Source organism: Gemmobacter sp. LW-1, assembly GCF_001303875.1.
GTDB classification, from domain to species: domain Bacteria; phylum Pseudomonadota; class Alphaproteobacteria; order Rhodobacterales; family Rhodobacteraceae; genus Gemmobacter; species Gemmobacter caeni.
The window spans coordinates 1-24,995 of record NZ_LJSC01000047.1; the positions used below are offsets into that span (position 1 = coordinate 1).

A 24,995-nucleotide genomic window follows, 5' to 3' on the forward strand; every position below is an offset into this window, starting at 1 on the left:
CAGCGTGGCGCGGGCGGCGGTGACGGCCGCTGCCAGCGTGACACGGGCCTCGGCTTTGGCGGCCTCCAGCGCGGCTGCGGCGCGGGCCTCGGCGGTGATCGTCCTGCTCCAGTCGATCATTGTGCGGCCTCCTCAGGGTTATAGCCCGGCAACAGGATCGGCCCGTCTGCGGTGACGAGGATCGGCTCGGGATGGGTGACCACCCGCGATTCAGGCGGTGCGGGCCACGGAATCGGGCCATGCGGCAGGAGCAGGGTCAGATGGATCACCCCGTCGATGCGGGTGACCTCCGAGGCCAGCCAGTCGCAATTCACCGCTTCACGCGGCAGGACGGCGCCCTCGGGCAGGCATCGCCGATCAGCAGCCGTTGCAGCCCCTCACCCGAGAAGAGCTCGATGAACTGCTCGCGGCTCACGAGGCCCGAGGTCTGGGTGCCGCCCTTGATCGCATTGACGATGATCGGGTGCGAGGACAGCTTCGACCAGACCGGCCGCCCCATCACCCAGGTATTCGGGCGATAGACCAGCGTCGATTCCTGCCCGGTCTTCAGCGCGGTGATCGGGTCCGAATTGGCGTAATCCGACCATTGCGAGCTGCCCGACAGCGTGACCCGCTTGTCGGCGGCATAGGTGTTGAGGTTGTGGACCAGCCCCGCCACCCGCACCTCGCGGATGTTCTGCAGCACATCGGTCAGCATCTCGACCGCATGGCTCTCCGGGTCGATGGCCGACAGGCCCCGGGCGCGGGCATTGGCGGCGGCCTCGACATCGGAATGCACGATGGGCGCATCGAAGCCGTAATCCTCGACGGCGGATTCCTTCTCCTCGCCGGTGAACTCCAGCTGCTGCACGCGACCCTTGCGGCCGACCCGGCCGTCAGGAATGGCGAAGGCATCGGCCAGCGGATATTCGGTCCATTTGAATATCTCGCCGCCGACCGTCTGACGCGGCAGAACCTCGTCGGCGATATAGGTGATCGACGGGTTGCGATAGCCGACCGAGATGGCGGTCAGGACGGGATCGACGGTAAACGGGCGTTTCGGGGCCATGGGTTACTCCTCTCAGGCGCGGTCGAGCAGGCTCGGCGCGAGCCAGATATCGATGATGTCGCCGGCAACCCCCGGCTGGATGGCGAAGCCGACCACCCGGCGGGTGGTGGCAGCGGCGGCGCTGGCCGCGATGGCCTTGCCCTCGGCATCGGCCATCAGCGGCGCCCCGGCGGTGACGGTGCCGCCCAGATCGACCGCCGCCATGCCCGCCAGCACGACATCGCACATGCCGCCCGCCTCGGCGCCCATCGCCTCCGACACCCCGAGGGCGGGGGCAGTCGCGGTGGCCGCCTGCGCGATCTTCGACGAGGCGGCGGCATCGGAGAAGGCCACGATGCGGCGGCCCGCGATGGCGGCCGAGGCCTCGAAGGCCCGGACGAAGGTCGGGATCATTGCTTGCCCTCCGAAACGGCGGTGACGGCGGCGGTCCAGCCGAGGTCGATCCCGGCGGCCTTCTGCTGCGCCTGATAGGCCCGCGCCCGGGTGACCAGATCGGCGCTGTCGGCGGCCTGCAGCGCGATCTCGCCCGAGGGCAGTTCGGCCGTGATCGCGGGCATGGCGCCGATCAGCTCCTCGGTGCCCTGCGCATCGGCCATATGCATGGCGATGTAGCGCTCGCGCATCGGCTTCACGCCGACCCGGCCCTCGCTGATCGCGCCGTCCACGAAGGCGATGGCCCGGTCGCGGGCGGTGGTGTCCTGCAGCGCCTTCAGCCGGGTCGAGACATCGGCCAGTTCGGATTGCAGGGCGGTGATCTCGGCCGGTTGCGCGGTGGTCCGCGCCTGCGCGGCGGCGAGGATCGCCTCGGGCGTGGCTTCGGTCACGCCAAGCGCCAGCCCGATCTGGCCCAGTTGCGACTGCAGCGCGGTCTGCGGCTGCTTCAGGGTTCCGATGGCCCCGAGGATCTGATCCTCGGTGGCATCATCGGCAAGGCCCAGGGCCTTGGCGACGGCAGGGATCATGGAGGTCTCCATATGCAGGGAAGTGAGGCCCCGGAAATTGGGCCGGTTGGTCAGCGAGGCGCGGGCGATGGCGAGGATGCGCTTGGCGCCGTCATGGATCACCGCCGGGCTGATCCCGAGATAGGCCCGGTCGGCCACCAGGGCGCGGCCGGTCTCGGTCCAGTCCACCCGGCCCCAGATGCCGTCGGCGCGCGCCTGCAGCTCGACGACATAGCCCCGGGCGGGCGAGGCCTCGCCACGCGGGGCGGCGAGGTCGATGGCATGGTTCTCGTCGATCGGGAGCTTCCCCGTCGAGGCGGCAATCACCGCCTGCGGATCGACAAGCCGATAGGGACCGCGCGCATCGGCGGTCAGGATCTCCGCCCCGGCCGGGATCAGGTGGATCCAGTCAGGGGCACCGCCCTCGGGCAGCGACGTGGATTGAAGCGAGATGATCTGCGGGTTCGACATGAACCCAACATCCCCCGACAGCCGAAACCAAAACATCCGCAACGGTGTGCGGATGGGATGGGGTCAGGGGGGGGCATGGAGCGGCTGGCCGAGTCATGAGGCCCCGCCGGCAGTCCGAGTGGAAAGCTGCCTAACGGCAGCGCAGCGCCGCACCTGTAGAGAATACGACCAAAATGACATCCGCGCGCGGCGCTGCGATCCTCATTTCCTGCGCACTTTAGCGGGCGCGAGGCCTCCTGAACAGCGAGCCGCTCGCGTCTTTACCCCTGTCATGATCACTGCGTGATGGCCTTCTAACGGCATGAATCACTTTGGAAGGTGGCTGTGTCCGCACTACTGAGGCAAGGGCGGCTTAGGCGAAGGTCTGGAGCAAGCGCTAAGCTATCGGTCGTTGTGCCTCGAAGGTAATAATCTCATCCTCCGACTGCGGTGTTCGTGCATGCTGGTAATTGCCTGACACCTGCACATTCATAAAACCGGCGACCTGTAGGGCCAGCCGGAACTCATAGATACCCCACCAACGCAGTTTGAATAATTCCAACTCGGTCTTTATCAAGGCCCCCTTGTGCCAGAGCTCATAGCGATTGTGAGATAGCGTCGTCTGCGCGAGATAGTTGGTCTCCACCCGGTTGTCGGTCAGGGTCAGCACATCACCATCTTCGGTGGTCCAGCTCCGAATGGGGCCAGGAGGAGCAAGTATGCTGCCAACCGGATCGAGGTCGATGATCAATCGTCCCCCGGGTGCCAGGTGATCATAAAAGCGTTTCAATACGGCAGCTGCAGCAATTTCATCGGTGATGAGCTGAAATGATCCAGCCGGAATGATGATAGCTGCGAAGCTCTTGTCGTAGGAGAATTTCTCGAACGACTGCAGCGTCAAATCCACCGGAAGGTTCCGCCCCCGGCACTCATCCAGGCAGTAATTCAGCATCTCCTCAGAGGCATCGAAGCCCTCGATCTGGAAGCCTTCCTGCAGCAGGGGCACAAAGATCCGGCCATTGCCCACAGCGGGCTCAAGAATGGGGCCATGACATTGTGCGAGTCGGTCCCGATAATACTCCAGATCACCAAAGGATCGGCCGACCGGCTTATCGAGATTGTAAACCCAGGATGAGAGCGCCCCATACCGATTGTCTCGCATGCTATTGAAACCTCTGCTGTTCGCGGCGAGGTCTATCCTCTGTGCGCTAAAGCCGTATGGGTCAAGTCAGATCCGATCAAACCCGCCAACAATCGAGCAGCGCATTCAGAGCTCGCCCAACAGTATCGAGCGAAGCCCTGCGACCGCTTAGGTCCGCGTCTGCGACATTCACCCCGGATTTTGCGGCACCAAACCACGGCAGTCCACTTCGGGGAAACCGCACCGCAGCATGATCGCATACTCAACGAGCAGCCAAGGGCCATGAGCACTCTGCGATTGCCTGCTTGCATACCTTCTACTTCGCCCTCAATCCTGTTGCCAGCCAGCCGAAGGGGTATCTATGAGCGCTCGATTATCGACAGCCATCAGAATCAGCGATGCCGCTATGGCGATTCTGCAAAAGACAAGGAAGTTTCCTGCCCTCCGTTTTGACGAGATCGAAGACTGGGCAGATCACGAACATGTCGGCGTAGAGCCAATGCTGTTGGCCCTTTCGATGGAGTTGGCGCTCAAGGCATGGCTCGTTTTTGACCGCGACGATCCAACCGTGATCAAGTCGCATGATCTGGCGGAGCTGTTTGATGCCTTGCTCCCCGAGAGCCAGAAAAGGCTTAACGAAGAGTTCAAGAGATCAGTACGTCCGCATCATCCCAACATCTTTTACACTGACGGCGGCATTCGTGACATTCTGTCACAGCACAAAGATGCGTTTATCGGCTGGCGGTATCTCCACGAAGCAAAGGAAACGATGAGGTTTGACCAGAGCGCGTTCGAGGCAACGCTCGAAATGGTGCTTCGCGAGTTCAGAAAGCGATACCGCATTGAACCTATTAAGCCATTTCTCGATCCTCCTATATGATGTCACAAAAGGCTGGTTTGGGGCAGCCGCCCCCCAGCGATGACCAACCCCCGTGAACGACAGGTGAGGGTCCAAATCATCCTCCCACCTGCGCCTCGAAGGCCTCGCGGACGATATCGAGGATGTTGGAGCGGTCTGTGTCGGAGAGGCCGAGGAAAGGCCGGGCCGGGATGTCGCCCCAGGGCAGGTGGTGGAAATAGTCGCGGGAGGCGGGGCCGCCGTCTTTCTGCTTCGTCCGGCCCATGCGGGCGCCGAACTGGCCCTGTTTCGCGCCGAACTGCATGACCGCAGCCTGCAGGGCATTTGATCCGACCGAGACGAAGTCGGGGCCGGACCGGAAGTTGATGCCCCGTCGCATGTCCCCCTCCAGCCAGAGCGGATAGGGGCCGGGTTTCGCACCCTTCTTCTCATAGGCTTTCAGGGTCGAGGCGGCGCGCGGGGCGAAGGGCGATCCGTCCGGGCTCTGGCCGATCAGCATCCGGTCCTGGGTGGATTGCACCAGCGCATCGCCGATCTGGCGCATCACCTGGCTGAGGTCGGACAGCAGCGCCTGAAGCCCGGTCAGCGCCCGCTCGACCTCCGCATCCTTTATTTCAATCGTGAACATGCCTATATTGTCCTCCTGAGGCCGTGTACCCCGATGGGCAAGGGGGTTCGCCAGCTTGCTGGGAATTGATGTTGGTTCGAGTCCAACCCGGCCTCAGATCCTCCCTTCGATGAGCGTGACACCGGCGCCGATTGTAGCGGCGAGATCATTCAGCGTCACGAAGCGGCCGGTTTGCATGGTGTTGAACGTGGCCTTCGCCTTCTTAACCCAGCTGTTGATCTCGATGACCATTTTCACATTCTGCCCCGGCACGTCATAGACGAGCAGGAAGACCGGCTCGCCCGAGGTCTTGTCGAGCAGCACCGCCCTCGGATGCGCCAGCCGCCCCGGCATGCCCTTGTACCAGTCCAGATCCAGTGGCGCGGCCTTGGGCTGGCGCGGCACCGCGCGGGTCGAGGCGACGGTCACATGATCGGTGCCCCGGAAGGTGTGCTGCACATTGAGATCGGTCCCCACGATCTCGGCGGTTTCGCCATGCGCTTTTCGAACTCCGAAATGCGCGCTTCCAGCATCACCACAAGGCGTTCGTCTGCGGTTTCGGCCATGGTTACCCCCTGAAGAAATCTGCGGTGAAAAGCTCGGCGCTGGCGAAGCTGCCCACATCCCCGGCGGCCACGCGCGCCACCGCCATGGCAGCGGCCACGGCGCCGTCAATCGACAGCCATTTGCGGGACTTGGTGAACTTGACCACATGCCCGAGGTCGTTTCGCTTCACCACCACATTGGCGAAGCAATGACGAAGCACGGGATGCGCGCCATGATGGAACTCGCCGCCAAGGATGGCGCGTTCAAGTTCCATGAAAGCGGGCATCATCAGGGAAGGCACCTGTGCGGCGCTGAAATGACCGAAGCTGTCATGGCATGCAAGGAGAAGCGCCGGAAAGAATGGGGCCGCGTCCTCGGCATCGCCGCCGGTGGCAGCAATGACGATACCACGCTTGAAGGCCGGGATGTGCTTATCCGGCGCAACAAGATCGTGCTGCGGGCGAAGCCGGGCGAGAGGAGCGATCTGGATTTCACCATTGATACCGCAGGCATGGACCGCGACACCATTGCGGCAAGGCTGCACGGTGCCCTGTCTGAACTGGATCGAGTCGCGCCGGTTCAAGCCACCACGCTGACGCCATCGAAAGCCGTGCTGCCTGCCGATATGAAGGGAGCCGAAAAGCCTGCTCCATCGGCCGCAGAGTTCAAAGCGGCGGCCAAAGAAACGGCCAAGGCCCCTACCCCGGCGCAGGCCGAAGCCGAAAACTACCGCACCGGAAAGGTGAATTGGCGCGGGTTGAACCTTTCCATCGAGAACGCCAAGGGCTCGATCCGAAGCAAGGTCACACCTGACGGCAAAACCGCCTGGAAGGTGAAGATGCCTGCCCACTACGGGCGCATCCTGCGCACCACCGGCACCGATGGCGATCATGTCGATTTCTACATGGGCGAGAACCCGCAGAGCGAGGCGGTGTTTGTGGTCGATCAGGTCGATGCCGACACCAAGGCATTCGACGAACACAAGGTCATGCTGGGTTTCAACTCCGAGGCCGAAGCCCGCGCCGCCTATGAGGCCGGGTTCTCCGATGGCAAGGGCAAGGACCGCCTTGGAGCCATGACCCCCATGCGGCATGTCGATTTCTTCAAGCGCGTCGCAGAGGGGAAATGGGATGGCCCGCTTTCCCCGGTGATGGCGGAAACGCCAGTAGGTAGCGCCGCAAAGGCTGACGCGGATGAAGCATCACTTGCCCCACAGCCGCGCGGCCCACGGCGGTTTGACTGGTGGTGGACGAACAACCGGGATCAGCGTCGCGCTGCGCTGACAAAGGCCGGGCTTGATACCGTCATCGCAACCAGCCTGACATCCGAACAGGTCACCGGGAAACTGGATTCGGCGCAATTCGATGCGCTGAACAATGCAATCTTCGGCGCAGAAGTGCCACGGGCGGAAAAACCTGTTGGGAAGCGACGCGCCGCCACCACCACGATTTCAGAACCGGCGGCCACACCGTCCAGCACCTACGGCGCCCAGAACAAGCTGGTATCGGCTGACCGGGCCGCGGAATTGCGGGAACGGCTCAAGGCGAAACTGCGCGATCAGTTGAACAGCGGTATCGACCCGGAAATCCTCGCCATCGGCGCGGAACTGGCCGTGTTCCGCATCGAGGCTGGCGCGCGGCGCTTCGCAGACATGGCGAAGGCTATTGCCGACGATCTGGGCACCACCCCGCAGAAGCTGCGCCCCTATCTCCGCTCCTGGTATAACGGCGCCCGCGACATGATGGAGGATTCAGACCTGTCGATCGAAGGCATGGATGATGCCGAACAGGTCAGGGCGGCCCTGAATGAGCTTCGTGACGCCGCTGAGCCGAGCCCGGCGCCGCAACAGGAGGTGCAGACGGCTTCCGTGTCTGGTAAGATGGAAGCCACGGAAAAGATGGAGTCCCCCGATGATAACCGAGATCATGCAGGCGATGTGCAACCAAGCACCTCGGAAAGCGAACCGGATCATGGCGCGCGGACAAGGCAAGCTGGAAGCCTACGTCAAGATGATCGTGAAGCAGGCGGGCGAGGAAGTGGACCTTCAGAACGTGCCGCGAAACGATCCGAACCGCCTGCGCATGGTGGAGGAGATCGCGATGGCTCTGGCGCTGGAGACCGCTCTGTCGGACGAGGCCCCCGAAACCATGTGATCGAGCCCGGCGGGCTGGAGCTTGCCCGCGGAGAGAAAACCCGCGCCCGCGAAAGCATTTCCGCCATTCGCACGCTGCGCCAGATACAGTTGGAAGGCCGACCGGCCACGACAGAGGAACGCGAGATTCTTGCGAAATACGGTGGGGCCGGCACTTTGGCGGGAACCTTGCCCCGTTCCGATGGTTCGATCAAGTTCCCCGATCTGGCGACCGAAATCGAGGATATGACCTCGGCAGAGGAGCGGGCAACACTGTCGCGCACCTCGCAATATGCCTTCTACACCGCAGAATCCGCCCTGCGCGGGATGTGATCACTGGCCCAGCAGCTTGGGTTCAAGGGATCTATGCCTCTGTCGTGCTGGCTTGGCTCGACGGCGAGGCGGGCCGGGCCTATGTCGCTGGCGCCGCCGGTGGCCTCATGCGCTGGTGGATGAGCGAGAGGCGCAGGCTGCGCGATGGCATTCCCGCCGCGATCACCGGCGCGATCTTCGCCCGGTATATGTCGCCGGTGGTGCTGGCGATCATCGAGGGCAACGTCGGAGAGCTTGGCGCAGGAGCCACCGATACCGCGACCTTTGCCACCGGCCTGCTGGGCATGGGGGCCGCCAAGGTGGTTCTCGCCGCCGTAGAACGGCGCACCGAAGGTAAGGGAGGGGACGATGGCCGGGTTAAAGCGCGCGTCGCGCATGCCACCAAGAAAGAGTTGAGAGTCTGGGCAGCCGCCATACCGCTGATGATCGTCTATGTCGCGGTCATCGCCCCGATGGTCAGCCGTCTCGATGAATCCCGCATCTGGCGCGATCTGACGGGCAAGACGCCTTTTCGGAGCGTCATCATCACCAGCGTCACCGCAACCTCGCTGGAGATCACCTTGGCGGGAACGCTGGTGAAGTCGCGGGACTGCCTCGCCCTCGGCGCCCCGATCGCTCAGGTGATGAAGGATGATCATCACCGCGGCCGTCAGCCCGCGCGTCATCATCGCGAAAGGACTGTACGAAGGCCGTCAGAAATGGGCGACCCAGCTTTGTGATGGTTACAACTTCCCGATTGTTATCAGATATCAAGCCCCGATTTTGCCGTGAATCCGTATTGACAGAAAGGCCAGCCTGCACCGTCTTGATATGCGAGATTTCAATTAGGGAGAGCTACTTGCGGCATTCATTCAAAGGCATAGGCGCAGGGCGCAACATTGTGTTACCCGCAACGGCCATATTCGCCGCCTTCGCCACAAATGCGCTAGCGCAGGATGTCACCCGTGCAGACTGGCGCATGAACAGGACGAGCGAGATCGTGACCGTGCCCGGCGTATCCTCCCCGGCCAACGGGGATCCGCTGGCCTTTGTCTATGCCCCGCCGATCCCCGACGCCAACGCCCCCGGCTGGGAGCCTGCACCCGATCCGCAGATCATTGCGTTCAAGGGCCATAACGGCGACGAGATCTCGCGTCTGGCCGAGGGGACCTGCTTGCAGGCCTTTGACTATGTGTTCTTCGACACGGTGGTGACTGTCCCCCAAGGCGCGCAGGTCTCGGATTTTTCGATCGGCTTTACCGGAATGGATGACGGCTCGCGCATCACCATCTTCAACGAGGCTTACCCGAGCGGCACGCCGGACATGCCCAATGGCGTCAACAATTTCGTGGCCTATGACCAGAACGTCACCATGGATCTGGCGCAGTTCCTGCGGACCGGCCAGAACCGTGTCGTCATCACACAGGTTGACGATTGCCCCGCAGGCAACAAGTTGCGCGCGGCGGAAGTCGTGCTGAACGGCAGCGTGATCGCGGCACCGGCGACAGCCACCCCTGAACCTGCGCTTAGGGCGGGGTCAGAGGGTGTTCAGATTCTGGCCTATGGCGACGCTCATATTCGTTCTCTTGACGGGCTCAGCTATGATTTTCAGGTGCCAGGTGATTTCATTGCCACGTCATCAGCCGACCGCCAGTTCATGTCGCAGATACGCACCGAACCTTCGACAGGGGATCCGGCAGTCTCCGTCGCCATCGCTTTCGCGGCCCATGTAGATGGCGACGTGGTCGAGGTCTATGACGGCGGCACATTGGTGGTGGTGAACGGAGTTGAGGTTGAACTGACCAGTAGCGAGATAGAAAACGGCCCCCGTTTTTACAAACTTCCGCAAGGGGGCATCATTCAATCCTCGCCCCCCACCGCCCAGGATCCCTGGGAATGGGTGAGTATCGATCGTTATCCGCCAGGCCATCCTCTTCCGATTGAGGACAACATGCGCTTTATGGGGTTCGCGTTCATGCCCGGCGGGTCTTTTGCCTCCGTGGGGATCGTTCCAATGCCAAAGCAGCCGAACGCATTCGGCCTGTCTGGTCTTCAGGACGGTGATCCCGCCAATGACATGACGCTGCGCAGCGGCGAGGTGATCGCCCAGCCCGCTTCGCAGGCCGAGATCAACCGCTTTGGCGAATCCTGGCGCGTGACGGCCGAAGAAAACCTGTTCCGTCACCGCCCGCCCGCGCCGTCGGCCCCGCCGCCCGCGCCCGTTGTCATGGCCGAACTGCCCGAAGAAACCCGCACCAGCGCCGCGACCACCTGCCTGCAAAACGGCGTGATCGAGATCAACCTGCTGCGCGACTGCACCTATGACGTGGCGATGACCGGCGATTCCGCCTTTGCCGCCGCCACCGCGGATGTGCAGGTGGCAGACGCAACCGTCGCTGACCTGCCGTCCACCGAGCGTGCCGACGGTTCCAACCCGATTGACGATATCGGTGAGACCGCGCTGGCGGCGGCGCGGGCGGCGGCGGGCGTAAACTATCTGATGTCTGAACATCTCGCAGGGCCTGCCTCTCATGACGATTTCGACCTTCACCCATTCCTAGGCGGCCTTATGGGTGGAATTCGCCGAAATCAACGCATTGAGGCAGGCGAATACGCCATAGAGGTCGAGAAGGACGGCAATCTTTGCATTCGCACTGTGGAGGGCAACCGCTTGGTCTGGTGTGTCAGCAATGACCCCAACGCCCGCTTTGACGATACGAATGCAGTCGTGATGAACGACATAGGCGAATTGGTGGCTATGACCTGGCGTGGCGAGATTCTGTACGCCTACCCGCCCGAGCCGACCGGCATCCCAAGCGATATCAGCATCTCGCCGAAGGGCGAGGTCTCTTTGGTAAACAAAAATGGTATTGTCTGGTCTTTCGACACTCCTGCCCGCGTCGACAACAGCGGCCAGAATGCGCCGGCGGCGACCGATGTTCAGACCGGGCTGCCGGAAGAAACGCCCGAAGCACCCCCTGAGCCTGCAGCAGAGCCGGTTGCGGGGCCTGAACCTGCCCCCGAAACGCTCAGGGAAGGCATTGCAGTCGTCGTCACCCGCGAACAGCGCTTTTCGCTGGACGGTTATTACATGATCTTCCAGGCCGACGGCAATCTTTGTATCTACACCGAGGCTGACAACGGATTTGTCTGGTGTGTCAACAATGACCCCAGCATCCGCTATGCCGATACGGCCGAGGTCGTGATGACCACCGGCGGCCAGCTGATGGGTCTGGATGCGGCGGGCGAGGTTCTTTACGCCTATCCGCCCGAACCGACGGGGATGCCGAGTGACATCTTTATTTCTTTGGAAGGCAAGGTCACCATGGCCAACGAAACCGGCACCATCTGGACCTTCAACTGATCTGATGCCCGGACCGGGCCGCCCAATGCTGCGGCCCGGTTCAGGCGCAATTCCATCCATATCCCGTCTCAAGGAAGGGCGCCCCTCCAGCCTCCACCTGTGGATTGCGGGCAGAAAAGACTTCAGCCATTGAAAAGAAGGATACTACCTATGACCGGAATTATCGGACGGCACAGAGATGTGGCACGCGCTGCCTGCCTTACGGCTACCTTGATGACCGCCGCGCAACAAGCCCAGGCGTCCAGCGATGACGCCTGGGCAGAGCTTGAGGTCGCCGTCCGGCAGGCCTGCCTGAACGCCGTTGGCGGGATGATCACGGTGAACACCATCAACGTTGATCCCTACGGTTCGGAATCCTACGCATTTGCCGTCATGGTCGGGCCAGAACAGGGCGCAACGGCCGACCGCGTCGTGGTCTGCGCCTATGACAAGCGCAAGCAGACCGCCGAAGTCAGCGGCCTTTTCTGAGTGTTAAGGACTGGGCGCTCCCGGCATGCCGACGACAGGCGCGCGTCGTGCCGGGGACGTTTCACGTCAAGGTGATGTTCTATCTCGACGCGCCGAGACTGGCGATGGCTGGCCTTTTGCAATCGGGGGAAGGTATGCCGCAGGCCCACTGATCCAGCGCTGCCATTGCGGTGTCCGGACTGGCACATGCCGATCAATGGAGCCATCAAGCAGGGTCCCGTCTTGCGGCTTTGCAGCACCTTGGTGGCTGTCTATTCCAAGGTCAGAGTCTGTTAGCGCGTCAGGAGACTGCATTCGCGCGCATGTCAACACATCCGCCAGCCAGACCTCAGAATCGGCATTGTTCATCTTCGCTGGGACCAACAGGGAAGATGTCTGAGTTGAGCCAAGAATATCAGTGCCTTCTCGACGAAATGGCATCTTCGTCAAGGGCTCCAGTGGACGATCAGCAGATGGCCTGATGCACCGCACGTGCCACGCATACCTCGTTGCAGTTCCGTATTTGAAAGCAGATCAGCTCACCCCGAATGTCGAGTTTGTTCAAATCAAAACAATGTCGGTCTCATGTTTTGCTGCAGCACATCTCGAAAGGCGGCTTTGGTGAGTGGCGCATTGCAACATCTCGGTCAGCAGAGTGGCAGCTATGGCCGACGTTACTCTGTCAGATCATCCAGACTCACGCCAAGCGCATCGGCCAAGGCGCGCAATGTTGCGACCGAGCCCTGCTTTCGGCCGGTCTCGATCTCGGCCACGGTGACCCGCTTCACGCCCGATTTTTCGGCCAGCGCCGCTTGGGTCAGGCCGCGCAGATCACGGTAGACGCGCAGGGCGCTTTCGCCATTCAGAAGGCGGTTCGCATACTCTGCCGGTATCAATTCGTCCTCTCCCGCCGCGAGACGCGCCCTGGCGCGGTCATAGCTTTGCAGGTCGGCCAGATCCTCCGCAGCGGCCCGCAGGCGGTCATATTCTTCGCGCGGGATCGTCACCATCTCGTTCATGTCAAACCCTTTCAGTCGTAGACGCCGCCCCGCGGCCCGATATCGAGAACGGCCAGAACATTGCCCTGATCATCCATGATCACCCGCCAATCCCCTACCCTCAGCCGGATACCCTCACGGCCTTTCAAGGGCTTCACGCTATTGGCCTGCGCGCTTGGGTCCTGCGCATAGGCTTCGATCTTGGCGCGGATCAGCGCAGCGGTATTCGAGGGCATCCGCCGCAAGGCCTTGATCGCGGCTTTGGTGTAGCTGATCTGCTTCATGGTGTAGCTTTAGGCGACATTTCGGCGAAAGTCAAGTGCAATGTCGCCCTGCGCGACATGCCTGGCCGGCAGACGCCGGCCAGGCAAAGGTCAAAGATCAATCCCCTCCGATAGCGTCAGCGCATCCTCCAGATCGACACCCAGATACCGTACCGTGCTGTCCATCTTTGTGTGGCCCAAGAGCAGCTGCACGGCGCGCAGATTTCCGGTCTTCTTGTAGATCTGCGCAACCTTCGTTCGCCGCATCGAATGCGTACCATAGGCACTGGGCTCGAGCCCGATCGAAGGAACCAAGTCGCGCATGATCCGGGCATACACCCGAGCCCCGTACAAACACCAATGAACGCGGGCCTTCCGACCGGACACCGCGTTAGCCGCTGGACCCCGCTTGGAGTCCGGCCCAGCATCCGGAGTCCGGAAGCCAACGGCATCACCACCGAAGGCATGCCGATCACCTCGGTCGGCACAGTCTCACACCCGACGCTCGCCGCTACGAACCTGGCGGCCTCAATGCGGCGCTGGCGTCTGACGTCGGCCGCAGTGGTAGACTCGGTGGCCGACCAGCGCTCCGCAGGCTGGGCCTGCTGGCGCGGCAGTGCGGCGGGCCTCGGCGGCTGGACCTTCGTCACGCGGATTTCGCTGACGACATTACAGGCAACCGGAATGGGCTTCTTCGGCCTGTACGGATCGACGGCCGCACTGGCCACCACCCTGGCGCTCGCGCAGCCATTCACTGCATTGGCATCGGCTTCCAGCGCGGGACGTACACCCGTTGGCAACTGGTCGCAAACGACGGCACCGGGACGCCGCCCCTGACCGACATGGGGATGAGTTTCGCCATAGCGACGGGCGGCGTGCTGACCTTGTTCATCGCCGCACCGCCGAACGGATCATCCGTCTGGGTGCGCGTGGTGGACGAGGTTTGGCGCTGATCAAAAAGGCCGAACTGCCGTCGGCAACGGCCACTTTCGCGTGAACCCGTCCTTCGGCGAAGGGTGCCGGCCGGTCGGTCCAGACATACAGCGCTGCCGAGGGAACACAGCGCCGCATCATAGCAATAGGATCGACGGACAGACTCCCGCCGTGGCTCGTAGAGGTTTCCAACAGAATTCGGATGTCGATGCCGCGACTGCATGCAGCATTCAATGCATCGACCACCGAGGAGACGTCGTATGCAACGAAGCTGACGAGAAAGAGGTCACTTTGCGCGTGACCGATGAGATCCAAGAGTACCTACTACGTGCGGCGAGTGGCGACGAATGGTGTCGTCGGGCCCGTCCAAACGAGCTCGACACGGTTTTCGCGCTGCGCTTGTTGGTGGGCGAAGGCTGCACCGACCAAGATCCCGGCCAGCACATCGCCTGATATTTCCGTCTGCTTCCAGGCGGTGATCAAGAGATCGAGCACTGTGCGAGCAGCCGGCGTGTTCACGAGCTGATGCAGGCTTCCTTCTCGTTCGATTGGCATCGAACCGCGAACACGATCTGCGAGTGCTTCGATCCTCGACGGTGACAACAGCGCCACGACCAGCGCGGGTCTGGCCGCAGCAGGACCGGCATTGGCGTTCGGCTGCCTCGCGCCCGCTTGCGACCACGACGGCGGCGCACAGACAGGCCCTCTTCCCGATAGATGCGGTGGAGCTTCTTTTCGTTCATGATCATGCCCTAGCGCCCCAGCGTGCAACCCACGCGCCGGTAGCTGAAGCGACGGCGCTTCTCGGCGATCCTGTGCATCTCCTCACGAACTTCGCTGCTGCCCGCTGCCGCCTTGCGCGGCAAGATCCTGCCGGAACCTGTGCCGGCAGCCGGGTTGCTGATCTTGTGCGACGGCGAACGCGGCGAGCCAGAGGCAACCCTTTCGCTACACCGCATGAACAAATGCAAAAGGGCCCCCAAAGGGAGCCCTTTCGAAAAACCGAGGCCATGGCCTCTGGCAACGCCTGCCTCAGACAGCGCCCGAGATGAACTTCACGGCATCGCCGAAAGTCTGAATCGTTTCGGCGGCGTCATCCGGAATCTCGATGCCGAAGGCCTCTTCGAAGGCCATGACCAGCTCGACGGTGTCGAGGCTGTCCGCGCCCAGATCGTCGATGAACGAGGCGTTCTCGGTCACCTTGTCCTCTTCGACGCCGAGATGCTCGACGACGATCTTCTTCACGCGATCGGCGATATCGCTCATGTCACTTCCTCATCGTTGCGGGGTGGCCCCCGGTCTGGTGTCCCTGCCGCGGGCCAGGCCCTTGGCTGTTTTCCCCGCGTCAGGCAGGGCACCAGAGCCTTCCGGCACTGGTGGTTCCGTTCGCGGCTATAGCAAGCGCACCGGCACTTGGCAAACGCTTTCCCGCGCGCCCGTGCCGCCGCGCCCCGCGTCAGATCATCGCCATGCCGCCGTTGACATGCAAGGTGGTTCCGGTGACGTAACCCGCTTCCGGGCTCGCCAGATAAAGCACGGCAGCGGCAATCTCGCCCGCTTCGCCCATGCGCCCGGCGGGAACCTGCGTCAGGATGCGCGCCTTCTGCTCATCATTCAGCTTTTCGGTCATCGCGGTGGTGATGAAACCCGGCGCCACACAATTGACGGTGATTCCCCGGCTTGCCACTTCGGCCGCCAGCGATTTGGACATGCCGACCATCCCGGCCTTGGAAGCGGCATAATTGCCCTGCCCCGGATTGCCGGTGGCGCCAACGACCGAACTTATATTCACGATCCGCCCCCAGCGCGCCTTCATCATGCCGCGCAGTACGCCCCGGCACAGCCGGAAGGTCGAGGTCAGGTTCACATCCAGCACCGACTGCCATTCGTCATCCGACATCCGCATGAACAGATTGTCACGAGTGATCCCGGCATTGTTCACCAGCACATCGACAGAGCCCATCTTCGCGGCAGCGGCCTTCGGCAGCGCCTCGACACTGGCCGCATCCGAAAGATCACAGGTCTCGACAAAGACCCGCTCCCCCAGTTCCGCCGCCAGCGCCTCCAGCGGCGCGAGGCGCGTCCCCGACAGCGTGACAGTCGCCCCCGCCGCATGCAGTGCGCGGGCAATCTCGCCGCCGATGCCCCCGGAAGCCCCGGTCACCAGCGCATTCTTGCCACCCAGATCGAACATTGTTTCCATCCTTTTCCCGGCCCGGCTTTTACCCTGGGCCAAATATCTTCGGGGGAAGGCCGAAGGCCGCGGGGGCAGACAGCCCCCGTCCACAGCCCCCGCCCCACGAAAACCGCGCCGGTCAGCGCCCAAAATTCTTGTCCAAGAATTTTGGTCCCGGCTCAGCCCTTCGCCGCCAGCACATCCTCGGGCGCCCCCACGGCACGGGTTTCCGCGCCCTTGACGATGCGCTTGATCATGCCCGACAGCGCCTTGCCCGCGCCGATTTCCCAGTATTCGGTCACCCCCGCAGCTTCCATCCACAGCACGCTTTCGCGCCAGCGGACAGAGCCCGTCACCTGCGCCACCAGCAGGTCGCGGATGCGGTCGGCCTCCATTACCGCCTCGGCGCGGACGTTCACCACCACCGGCACCACCGGATTGTCTACCACTACGGCTGCCAGCGCCTCGGCCATCACATGTGCAGCGGGCTGCATCAGCGCGCAGTGAAAAGGCGCGCTGACCGGCAGCATCAGCGCCCGCTTGGCACCCCTGGCCTTGGCGATCTCTACCGCGCGCTCCACCGCCGCCTTGTGACCCGAAACCACCACCTGCGCCGGATCATTGTCATTGGCGGCCTGACAGATCTCGCCCTGCGCGGCCTCCGCCGCAACCTCGGTCGCCGCCTCGAAATCAAGACCCAGCAGCGCGGCCATCGCGCCCACGCCCACCGGCACCGCCTCCTGCATCGCCTGCCCCCGGATGCGCAGCAGCCGCGCGGTATCCGACAACGCCAGCGATTTCGCCGCGCAGAGCGCCGAATATTCGCCAAGGCTGTGGCCCGCCACGAAATCCGCCGTCTCGATCCCGATGCCTTCTGTTTCCAGCGCGCGCAGGGCGGCGATCGACGTTGCCATCAGCGCGGGCTGGGCGTTCTGCGTCAGCGTCAGTTCGGCGATATCGCCTTCCCAGATCAGCGTGGACAGCTTTTCGCCCAGAGCCTCGTCCACCTCGTCAAAGACGGCTTTCGCGGCGGGGTAAGCTTCGGCCAGGGCACGGCCCATTCCGATGGTCTGCGCCCCCTGACCGGGGAATACGAATGCGCGGGACATGGTTCCTCCAAGCGTTTTTACCGGCTTACCGCGTGCGGGCGGGCCATGCAATCGCTGCTGCGCACAGCCGCGCAACCCTTCGCGGATGCACAGAGCCTGTGCCCGCCCTCGCATTTCCGCACTGCAGCATGCGTGCTAGACCACCAAAAACCGAAAGACCGGAGAGAGCATGAGCACCCGCAACACCCCGCAAAGCTATGGCAGCGCCGCCCGCCTGCTGCACTGGCTGACCGCAGCGCTGATCCTGACCGCCATCGGCCTCGGACTATATGCCGAGGACATGCCCGCCGACACCTCTGCCGCCGTCGCAGCCAAGGCGCTGGTCTATTCGCTGCACAAGACACTGGGGATCGCTGCCTTCTTCACCGCGCTGGCCCGTATCCTCTGGGCGCTGACCCAACCGCATCCGGCACCACTCCACCCCGAGCGGCGGCTGGAAACCTGGGTCGCCACGCTGATCCACTGGTCGCTTTACGTCGCCATGATCGCCATGCCGCTCAGCGGCTGGGTGCATCACGCGGCGCTGGACGGCTTCGCCCCGATCTTCTGGCCCTTCGGCCAGGGCCTGCCCTTCGTGCCGAAATCGCAGGGCGTGGCCGAGGCGGCGGGTGCGCTGCACGGGCTGTTCTCCAAGCTGCTGATCGGTTCGGTGCTGCTGCATGTTGCAGGCGCGCTGAAACACGCGCTGATCGACCGCGACCATACCCTGTCCCGGATGTTGCGGGGCACGTCGGCAGGCAAGGGAAGCGCCCCGCGCGCGCCCGCATTCGCCGCCGGGCTGGTCTATGCGGCCGTCGGCACGCTTGCCCTGATCTTCGCCACCGGCGGCGATGAACCGGCGCGCGCCGCCATCGCTCCCACCCCCGCTGCAACCGCAGGGAACTGGCAGGTCCAAAGCGGGAGCCTTGGCTTCACGGTGCGCCAGATGGGAGCAGAGGTCAGCGGCCAGTTGCCGGACTGGCATGCCACGATCACCTTCGACGAAACCCCGGTCAATGGCGTGAACGGACATGTCACAGTCGCCATAGACCTGACCAAGCTGACGCTCGGTTCGGTCACCGATCAGGCGAAAGGGCCGGAGTTCTTCGATACCGCAACCCACCCGACCGCGACCTTCGACGCCGATATTCTGCCCGCCGATACAGGCTATGAGGCGAAAGGCACCCTGACCCTGCGCGGCGCCACCGTGCCGGTCACCCTGCCCTTCACGCTGACCACAGCGGACAATACCGCCACAATGACCGGCGCCACCACGCTCGACCGCCGCGCCTTCGGCATGGGGGCGAGCTATGGCGACGAGGCCACCGTGGGCTTCGCCGTCGAGGTTACCGCGACCCTCACCGCGCGGCGCCCCGAATAAACCGGATCAGGGGGCTTTCCGCCCCCTCTTGCCTTCGGCAATTCACCCCGGAGGATATTTGGACCAAGATGAAACCCCGCACCTTCATCTTGGTAAAAAATATCCTCGGGGGTGAGCCCCGCAGGGGCGAGGGGGCAGACAGCCCCCTGATCCGTCAGCGCCGCTTGCGGACACCCAGATCTTCGTGAAACCGCAACAGATAGCCGTCGGGGTCGGCCACGACGAATTGCCGGTTGCCGAGTTCCTCGTCATCCCGGCGATACCAGCGGTCTTCGGGCGGCAGGATCAGCGGGTGGCCCGCCCCTGCCAGCGCATGCAGCAAGGGGGCGATGGCGCTGACCTCGACTTGCAGGTTGACGCCACGGCCCAGCGGGCGCGGGGCTTCACCAAGACCGGGGTCGAAATCACGGCCCAGCCCGATCTGGTCAAGCATCAGCTCCGCCCCATCGCGCCCGAGGTAGCAAAAACCCTCTTCAGGCCGCTCGTAAAGGACCGAGAAGCCCAGCAACCCGGTATAGAAGGCGCGGGAAGCACGCCAGTCGGTGACCGAAAGCTCGGGGACGATCACCGCCATCTCAGCGCGCCAGCGCGCGCATCAGCCGCGCCTTATCGCCGGTATCGGCACTGTCGGATATGACGGCGGCCAGCGCCTCCAGCGAGGCAATGGAATGCCCGGCGCGGAAGGCATCGACATGGGGCAGCATCGCGCGAATGCCGGTGGCGCGCGGAGCAAAGCCCTCCCAGCGCAGCAGGGGGTTGAGCCAGATCAGCCGCCGCGCGGACAGATGCAGCCGCTGCGTTTCGCGCGCAAGCTGGCCGCTGTCGTCGCGATCCAGCCCGTCGGTGATCAGAAGCACCACCGCCCCCTGCCCCAGAACCCGGCGCGACCAGTCGCGGTTGAAGGTATGGAGACAGGCACCGATGCGGGTGCCCCCTGACCAGTCCTGCGCCTCGCGCCCTGCCGCGGCCAGCGCCGCATCGACATCGCGGGTCGCAAGATGGCGGGTGATATTGGTCAGTCGCGTGCCGAAGGTGAAGCCATGCACCCGCGCCCAGCCCTGACCCTTGCGATTGGCCACCGCATGCAGAAAATGCAGCACCATCCGGCTATATTGCGACATGGAGCCGGAAATGTCGCACAGCACCACCAGATTGGGCCAGCGCAGCGCCGGGTCGCGGCGGGCCAGCCGCGTGATCTCGCCGCCCCGGCGCATCGCCAGCCGCAATGTGGCGCGCGGGTCGATGGCCTGCCCCAGCGGGGCCGCAGTCTGACGACGCGAGGGCAAGGGCTGCACCGGCAGGCTGAGGCGGGCAAGCATGCGCTTTGCCTCGGCAATCTCGGCCACCGACATCTGCTCGAAGTCCAGAGTCTTCAGCCGTTCTTCGCGCGCCATGGTGGCGGAGGCGTCGATTTCCACCTGTTCCTCGCCCTGAGGGCTTTCCGCCTCGGGCAGATCGCGGTTGGCACCGTCCAGCAGCGCCTCGGCCGCACGTTTCTCGGCAGCCTGTGCCAGCCTCTCCTCCTGCACGCCGCGAATGGCGGGCAGCATGAGGGACATCATCTGTTCCATGTAACGCGGGTCGCGCCAGTAGAGCCGGAACACCTGATCGAAGACCGCACGATGTTCGGGGCGGTTGACGAAACAGGCATGCAGCGTCCAGTAGAAATCACGCCGTTCGGTAAAGCCCACCGCCTCTACCGCGCGGATGGCGTCGATCACCCGGCCCGATCCGATGGGCAGCCCCGCCTTGCGCAGGGCGCGGGCGAACCACAGGATGTTGCGGCTGATCTTGCCGTCTTCCGGCAGGGTGAGGTCAGCGTAGCTGGCCATACGATGCGCCGGGGGCGCTGCCCCCGGACCCCCGGGATATTTTTGCCAAGATGAAAGCGGGAAATGAGCGGGCCGTCATGCGGGCACCGTTTCCTTGCGGATTTCATCGAGCAGGCGCTTGGCTTCGGAGCCCTGGATTTTCTGGATGTCGTCCTGATATTTCAGGATGGCGCCCAACGTGTCGGCGATGACCTCGGGGGTCAGGCTGATCACATCCAGCGCCAGCAGGCATTTCGCCCAGTCGATCGTTTCGGCGACGCCGGGTTTCTTGAACAGGTCTTCCGTGCGCAGGCGCTGCACGAAGGCCACGATTTCGCGGCTGAGCGTTTCCTGCGCCTCCGGGCAGCGCGCGGCGAGGATCTGCATTTCACGATCCGCCGTCGGGTAATCGACCCAATGGTAGAGGCAGCGGCGTTTCAGCGCGTCATGCACCTCGCGCGTGCGGTTGGAGGTGAGGATGACGATGGGCGGTTCGGGCGCCCGGATGGTGCCGAGCTCGGGGATCGTCACCTGAAAATCCGACAGCGCCTCCAGCAGATAGGCCTCGAAGGGTTCGTCGGTGCGGTCAAGTTCGTCGATCAGCAGCACGGGGGCGCCGCCGGGCTGCGGGCGCATGGCCGCCAGCAGCGGCCGTTCGATCAGATAGTCTTCGGTGAAAAGTTCGGATTTCAGCGCGTCGCGGTCGGCCCCCCCCGCCGCCTCTGCGGTGCGGATGGCGACCATCTGGGCGGCGAAGTTCCATTCGGCCACCGCCGAGGCGGCATCCAGCCCCTCGTAGCATTGCAGGCGGATCAGCCGACGGTCCAGCGCCCTGGCGATGACCTTGGCGATTTCGGTCTTGCCCACCCCGGCCTCGCCTTCCAGAAACAGCGGGCGCCCCAGTTTCAGCGACAGGAAGGTCACCGTCGACAGCGCGCGCGCCGCCACATAGCCCTGGGCGGCGAGCATCTGCTCCACCCCGTCGATCGACGTCGGAATTCCGCTCACAGGCTCCCCCCTCTTTTGCGCCATGCTGGCGGCGTGGCGGCAGAGGGTCAAGGGTGAAGGCGGGTCTTGCGACCTTTGGACAGGGGGCGTAAGCGGGGATCATCATGCGCGCGATGATCACCCGTCCCCGACTTGTCACCCTTGCTGCTGCGGCCCTTGGGGCGGCGGCCTTTGTTCTGCTGTCCCTGCCGCTGCCATTGCTGCTGGGACCGATGCTGGGCTGCCTGCTGGCGGCGCTGGCCGGGGCGCCGTTGCAGGGGATGGGGGTACTGGGCACCGCCCTGCGCACTTGGCTGGGGGTTGCCATCGGATCGACCGTGACGCCCGCCCTGCTGCATGATCTGCCACGCATGGGGGCGACGCTGGCGCTGGTGCCACTGTTCGTCGGGCTGATCGGGCTGGTGGGCTATCCGTTCTTCCGGCGGGTCATGGGCTATGACCATCCGACCGCCTTCTATTCCGCCATGCCCGGTGGCTTGCAGGATATGCTGATCTTCGGCGAGGAGGCGGGCGGCAATGTGCGCAGCATGTCGCTGATCCATGCGACACGGGTTCTGGTGATCGTGACCGCCACACCCTTCCTGCTGGCGCTGCTGTATGATGTGGATCTGTCGCAGGCACCGGGGCGGCCCGCGTCGGAAGTGCCGCTGTCGCAGATCGCGCTGATGGTCTTTTCCGGCATCGCGGGCTGGAAGATCGCCGAGCGCATCGGGATGTTCGGTGCCTCGATCCTTGGGCCCCTGATCCTGACAGCCTGCCTGAGCCTTGCGGGCGTCATCCAGGGCCGCCCGCCGGCCGAGATGATCTGGGCCGCGCAGTTCTTCATCGGCATCGCGGTCGGGTCGAAATACGCGGGCATCACCCCGCGCGAATTGCGCCATGACGTGACGGCGGGCCTTGGCTATGCGCTGTTGCTGGCCATCCTGTCACTGGGCTTCATCGAGGCGGCGGCACTGCTGTCCGGCCGTCCGGCGCTGGAAGTGGCGCTGAGCTTCCTGCCCGGCGGACAGGCGGAAATGGCGGTGATCGCACTGATGACCGGGGCGGATGTGGCCTTCGTTGTGGCCCACCACCTGACCCGGATCTTCCTTGTGATCACCGCGGCGCCCCTGATCGCGCGCTGGATGGCGCGGCGCTAAAGCAGCGCCAGCTCCTTGCGGATATAGCGGTTGTCACCCCGCGTCAGCACATAACGGCCAAGCTTGCGCGCCAGATCCTTGCGCCCCTTGCCAACCACCCGCTTGAACAGCTCTTTCTGATAGCGGGTCGAGGCCTTGCGGGCGCGGATCAGCCGGTAGAACTCCAGTTCGGTCAGCGTGCCGTTCAGCGCGCCAAGAGTGATCGGCGACAGCACGCCCATCTGTTGCAGGCTGGACCCCAGCCGGTGCCCGAGGAGCGGCGCGCGCAGTTTCAGCACATTGTCATGGGTAAAGCGGTCGACATGACCGGAATCCAGCGGCTCGTAAGGGTCATAGAGTATGAATACCTTACCCGCCGCCTTCGATACCTCTGCCGCATCGCCGTAATGGCCGCTGAAATCGCGGTCCCAGGCCGCCTTGTAGCGGGTTTCCCAGGGCACGATGGAACGGTCCAGCGTCGATTGCGGGCTGATCGCCACCACATCGGCACCCGGACAGGCGGCGACGAAGGCGCAGGCGGCATAGCCGCCCATCGAGGCGCCATAGAACACCACGCGCCTGAACTGGTCGAAGAAATCCGAGGTGGCGAGATCGTCGAACTGATCCCAGACCCATGGGTCACGATACCAGGTCCAGCCGTTCGCCATGACGCCCAGCATCGACCAGCCCTGTTTCTCGATGAAGGAAAAGCCCCAGGGCCGCCGGTCCTCGCGCTTTTCCATCGCGATGTCGAGATTGTCGAAGGTCACCACCAGCGTATCGCTGCCGCGCGGGATATAGAGGAAAGAGTGGCTGTCGCTTTCGCGGAAAAAGCCATCCTTGCCCGCCAGATCGCGGGCGATTTCGGACCAGCCCGGTTCGGGCGCCGGGACAGCGGTTGCGAGCTGAAGCGCATCACCTGCGCGGAACAGCACCCGCGCCACCTTCACCCCGTCGCTTTCGCGTTCGGACAGCACCTCGTTCGTGCCCAGCGGACGCAGCACGCCAAACCCGCCCGAGCCACCGCGGATATCGGTGAACATGCGCGCGCCGGGTTTCAGCACGCGCCCGAAGACCGGCAGGAAATCCTTCAGCTTGCCCTCTTTTTCAAAGCCCGGAAGATGGGCAATGACATCCGCGGGCTGCACGTCTTCCAGCGTGCGGGCGATGGTCACGCGGTCTTCCGGCATGCCCAGCCCGATCAGATAGTCGCGGTATTCCGCGATGGCCCGGCTTGGCTGGTCGGGGAACTGACCATGCGCGTCGACATCGACGATCTGCACGGCAGCGCCCCAGCGCTTCCAGATCTCATAGGCCAGCGGACGCGAGCGGCCACCGATATCGGTGAAAGTCTCCACCGTCTCAAGATCGACACTCTCGACCAGTTCGCCATCCAGCAGCCGCCAGCCGCGCGCGCGCAGCGGCGCGTCCTCGGCCCGCAGCCCGTGCTTTTCCATCAGTTCATAAATGAAGCTGCCCTTGCTGGGCACGCCATTGTGGCGCAGCGAAAGTTCGCGCTTGTTCGAGGCCCAGAGATGCATGCCGGTGGTATTTTCGGTGATCTTCGGATGCACGCGGCGCGCGGCGCGGATCACGTCCAGCCGTTCGGGAAAGGTCACCGGATAGAAGGCGTCAACAGGCTGGGCCAGATCGGTCAGCCCCAGCTTGCGGGCGAAATAGGACACCATGGTTGGGCCCCAGACCCCCCATTTCTGCTGGCTGACATGCAGCGGCGTGCCTGCGGCGGCCAGCGCCCGGTATTCCGCCTTGACACGGGGTTTCAGGAATTCGGGGATCGCATACTGATCCGAGGTGAAGTCCAGCATCTCGTCCAGCATCGCGCTGTCGGCGGGCAGACCCAGCACGGCATTGTTGATGCGCGGGCTGCCCTGGCTGACCTCGCGCAGCTCCAGCCCGAAGACATAGTCGCTGTCATAGTCGAGAGGACGCCAGCAATAGACATCAGTATCGACCCAGATCATGCCCGGACATTTCTTCATCATGTGCAGGCGGAACAGGTCGGCGAACAGCGCATAGCTGTCCTTGCCTTCGTATTTGATGAAATTGTCGGTATCAATGATCTCGCGCCCGTCGCGGCGGATCACGCCTTCGGGCACATTCGGGATGTCGTCATAAGAGAAGAGCGTGATCTTCTGGCCCTGATCGACGAAGGATTTCAGGCAAAGCTGCTCCATCCAGCTCAGGCTGCCCCCGATCCACAGCGTTCCGACCTCGCGCACTCGTGCCATGCCCTTACCCTTCGTCACAAAATCCGGCCCGTCTGCAGGATCAAACCGCGATTTTCTTGCTGCCCGCCCCGATACTTCGGGGATTATTGTAGTTTTTTCGTCAACAGTGTGACCAAGTTCCGCT

The 24,995-nt window shown here is 63.6% G+C and carries 25 protein-coding genes, 1 tRNA gene and 3 pseudogenes; 10 read left to right on the top strand and 19 right to left on the bottom strand.

Features of this window, described 5'->3' with window-relative positions:
* Positions 1-116: 116 nt before the first annotated feature.
* From AO684_RS13090 to AO684_RS13110, 5 genes are all read right to left on the bottom strand, one after another.
* Positions 117-314, bottom strand: coding sequence for a hypothetical protein (locus AO684_RS13090; RefSeq protein ID WP_054303195.1), 198 nt, complete (start codon positions 312-314; stop codon positions 117-119).
* Positions 311-1,048: a hypothetical protein gene (locus AO684_RS13095; RefSeq protein WP_054303196.1), complete on the bottom strand. Its 738-nt coding sequence runs from the start codon at positions 1,046-1,048 to the stop codon at positions 311-313. The genes AO684_RS13090 and AO684_RS13095 overlap by 4 nt, the downstream gene beginning before the upstream one ends.
* 12 nt (positions 1,049-1,060) lie before the next feature.
* The gene (locus AO684_RS13100; RefSeq protein WP_054303197.1) at positions 1,061-1,441 is read right to left on the bottom strand and encodes a capsid cement protein; all 381 of its coding nucleotides are present in this window, start codon (positions 1,439-1,441) and stop codon (positions 1,061-1,063) included.
* Entirely contained in the window at positions 1,438-2,460 is a 1,023-nt protein-coding gene (locus AO684_RS13105; protein ID WP_082400979.1) for a phage protease, read from the bottom strand. The genes AO684_RS13100 and AO684_RS13105 overlap by 4 nt, the downstream gene beginning before the upstream one ends.
* A 376-nt stretch (positions 2,461-2,836) precedes the next feature.
* Entirely contained in the window at positions 2,837-3,601 is a 765-nt protein-coding gene (locus AO684_RS13110; protein ID WP_054303198.1) for a class I SAM-dependent methyltransferase, read from the bottom strand.
* Positions 3,602-3,986: 385 nt separating this feature from the next.
* On the opposite strand from AO684_RS13110, the gene AO684_RS13115 reads away from it, so the two are divergent.
* Positions 3,987-4,460 carry a hypothetical protein gene (locus tag AO684_RS13115; protein ID WP_200907817.1) on the top strand — a complete coding sequence of 158 codons (474 nt, stop codon included), beginning with the start codon at positions 3,987-3,989 and terminating at the stop codon, positions 4,458-4,460.
* 76 nt (positions 4,461-4,536) lie between these two features.
* Here the strand turns inward: AO684_RS13115 and AO684_RS13120 are convergent, their stop codons facing one another.
* Positions 4,537-5,067, bottom strand: a complete 531-nt coding sequence (locus tag AO684_RS13120; RefSeq protein ID WP_054303200.1) for a phage virion morphogenesis protein — start codon at positions 5,065-5,067, stop codon at positions 4,537-4,539.
* 17 nt (positions 5,068-5,084) lie between these two features.
* On the opposite strand from AO684_RS13120, the gene AO684_RS21605 reads away from it, so the two are divergent.
* Positions 5,085-5,163 (top strand) — tRNA-OTHER (locus AO684_RS21605).
* Here the strand turns inward: AO684_RS21605 and AO684_RS13125 are convergent.
* The gene (locus AO684_RS13125; protein ID WP_054303201.1) at positions 5,161-5,523 is read right to left on the bottom strand and encodes a hypothetical protein; all 363 of its coding nucleotides are present in this window, start codon (positions 5,521-5,523) and stop codon (positions 5,161-5,163) included. The two genes, AO684_RS21605 and AO684_RS13125, sit on opposite strands and share 3 nt — an antisense overlap.
* On the opposite strand from AO684_RS13125, the gene AO684_RS13135 reads away from it, so the two are divergent.
* From AO684_RS13135 to AO684_RS13150, 4 genes are all read left to right on the top strand, one after another.
* Positions 5,507-8,056 carry a hypothetical protein gene (locus tag AO684_RS13135; protein WP_152968423.1) on the top strand — a complete coding sequence of 850 codons (2,550 nt, stop codon included), beginning with the start codon at positions 5,507-5,509 and terminating at the stop codon, positions 8,054-8,056. The two genes, AO684_RS13125 and AO684_RS13135, sit on opposite strands and share 17 nt — an antisense overlap.
* A 44-nt stretch (positions 8,057-8,100) precedes the next feature.
* Entirely contained in the window at positions 8,101-8,775 is a 675-nt protein-coding gene (locus tag AO684_RS13140) for a hypothetical protein (RefSeq protein WP_054303204.1), read from the top strand.
* Between the two features lie 119 nt (positions 8,776-8,894).
* Entirely contained in the window at positions 8,895-11,399 is a 2,505-nt protein-coding gene (locus AO684_RS13145) for a hypothetical protein (RefSeq protein ID WP_152968424.1), read from the top strand.
* Positions 11,400-11,612: 213 nt separating this feature from the next.
* Positions 11,613-11,867: a hypothetical protein gene (locus AO684_RS13150; protein WP_054303206.1), complete on the top strand. Its 255-nt coding sequence runs from the start codon at positions 11,613-11,615 to the stop codon at positions 11,865-11,867.
* Positions 11,868-12,520: 653 nt separating this feature from the next.
* On the opposite strand, the gene AO684_RS13155 is transcribed toward AO684_RS13150, so the two are convergent.
* The 3 genes and pseudogenes from AO684_RS13155 to AO684_RS13165 form a co-directional block, all read right to left on the bottom strand.
* A complete protein-coding gene (locus AO684_RS13155; protein ID WP_054303207.1) occupies positions 12,521-12,865 on the bottom strand; it encodes a helix-turn-helix transcriptional regulator in 345 nt (114 codons plus the stop codon).
* A gap of 11 nt (positions 12,866-12,876) precedes the next feature.
* Positions 12,877-13,128, bottom strand: a complete 252-nt coding sequence (locus AO684_RS13160; RefSeq protein WP_054303208.1) for a type II toxin-antitoxin system RelE/ParE family toxin — start codon at positions 13,126-13,128, stop codon at positions 12,877-12,879.
* Positions 13,129-13,218: 90 nt separating this feature from the next.
* Positions 13,219-13,449, bottom strand: a pseudogene (locus tag AO684_RS13165) (tyrosine-type recombinase/integrase); the annotation flags it as partial.
* A gap of 105 nt (positions 13,450-13,554) precedes the next feature.
* Here AO684_RS13165 and AO684_RS22295 point away from each other — a divergent pair.
* A pseudogene (locus AO684_RS22295) lies at positions 13,555-14,051 on the top strand (DUF2793 domain-containing protein); the annotation flags it as partial.
* On the opposite strand, the gene AO684_RS22600 reads toward AO684_RS22295, so the two are convergent.
* Positions 13,996-14,355, bottom strand: a complete 360-nt coding sequence (locus AO684_RS22600) for a phospholipase D-like domain-containing protein (RefSeq protein WP_082400971.1) — start codon at positions 14,353-14,355, stop codon at positions 13,996-13,998. The pseudogene AO684_RS22295 and the gene AO684_RS22600 overlap by 56 nt on opposite strands.
* Here AO684_RS22600 and AO684_RS22035 point away from each other — a divergent pair.
* On the top strand, positions 14,338-14,493 hold the full coding sequence (locus AO684_RS22035) for a hypothetical protein (RefSeq protein WP_200907819.1): 156 nt from the start codon (positions 14,338-14,340) through the stop codon (positions 14,491-14,493). The two genes, AO684_RS22600 and AO684_RS22035, sit on opposite strands and share 18 nt — an antisense overlap.
* Positions 14,494-14,651: 158 nt before the next feature.
* On the opposite strand, the pseudogene AO684_RS21345 reads toward AO684_RS22035, so the two are convergent.
* The 4 genes and pseudogenes from AO684_RS21345 to fabD all read right to left on the bottom strand — a co-directional run.
* Positions 14,652-14,876 (bottom strand): annotated as a pseudogene (locus tag AO684_RS21345) (IS3 family transposase); the annotation flags it as partial.
* 196 nt (positions 14,877-15,072) lie between these two features.
* Positions 15,073-15,306, bottom strand: coding sequence for an acyl carrier protein (locus AO684_RS13175; RefSeq protein WP_054303210.1), 234 nt, complete (start codon positions 15,304-15,306; stop codon positions 15,073-15,075).
* A gap of 190 nt (positions 15,307-15,496) precedes the next feature.
* Entirely contained in the window at positions 15,497-16,234 is a 738-nt protein-coding gene (fabG, locus tag AO684_RS13180; protein WP_054303211.1) for a 3-oxoacyl-ACP reductase FabG, read from the bottom strand.
* Between the two features lie 161 nt (positions 16,235-16,395).
* Complete coding sequence (gene fabD, locus AO684_RS13185) at positions 16,396-17,325, bottom strand: ACP S-malonyltransferase (protein WP_054303212.1); 930 nt, start codon at positions 17,323-17,325, stop codon at positions 16,396-16,398.
* Between the two features lie 169 nt (positions 17,326-17,494).
* Between fabD and AO684_RS13190 the strand changes: the two genes are divergently transcribed.
* Positions 17,495-18,685, top strand: a complete 1,191-nt coding sequence (locus AO684_RS13190; protein WP_054303213.1) for a cytochrome b/b6 domain-containing protein — start codon at positions 17,495-17,497, stop codon at positions 18,683-18,685.
* A 154-nt stretch (positions 18,686-18,839) separates the two neighbouring features.
* On the opposite strand, the gene AO684_RS13195 is transcribed toward AO684_RS13190, so the two are convergent.
* From AO684_RS13195 to AO684_RS13205, 3 genes are all read right to left on the bottom strand, one after another.
* Positions 18,840-19,259 carry a VOC family protein gene (locus AO684_RS13195; RefSeq protein WP_054303214.1) on the bottom strand — a complete coding sequence of 140 codons (420 nt, stop codon included), beginning with the start codon at positions 19,257-19,259 and terminating at the stop codon, positions 18,840-18,842.
* A 1-nt stretch (position 19,260) separates the two neighbouring features.
* Entirely contained in the window at positions 19,261-20,517 is a 1,257-nt protein-coding gene (locus AO684_RS13200; RefSeq protein ID WP_054303215.1) for a VWA domain-containing protein, read from the bottom strand.
* Positions 20,518-20,592: 75 nt separating this feature from the next.
* Positions 20,593-21,465 (bottom strand): MoxR family ATPase, encoded by an 873-nt coding sequence (locus AO684_RS13205; RefSeq protein WP_235451287.1) that lies wholly within the window; start codon positions 21,463-21,465, stop codon positions 20,593-20,595.
* 143 nt (positions 21,466-21,608) lie between these two features.
* On the opposite strand from AO684_RS13205, the gene AO684_RS13210 reads away from it, so the two are divergent.
* The gene (locus AO684_RS13210; RefSeq protein WP_054303216.1) at positions 21,609-22,643 is read left to right on the top strand and encodes an AbrB family transcriptional regulator; all 1,035 of its coding nucleotides are present in this window, start codon (positions 21,609-21,611) and stop codon (positions 22,641-22,643) included.
* Here AO684_RS13210 and AO684_RS13215 read toward each other — a convergent pair.
* Positions 22,640-24,871, bottom strand: coding sequence for a hypothetical protein (locus tag AO684_RS13215; protein ID WP_054303217.1), 2,232 nt, complete (start codon positions 24,869-24,871; stop codon positions 22,640-22,642). The genes AO684_RS13210 and AO684_RS13215 overlap by 4 nt on opposite strands.
* Between the last annotated feature and the right edge of the window lie 124 nt (positions 24,872-24,995).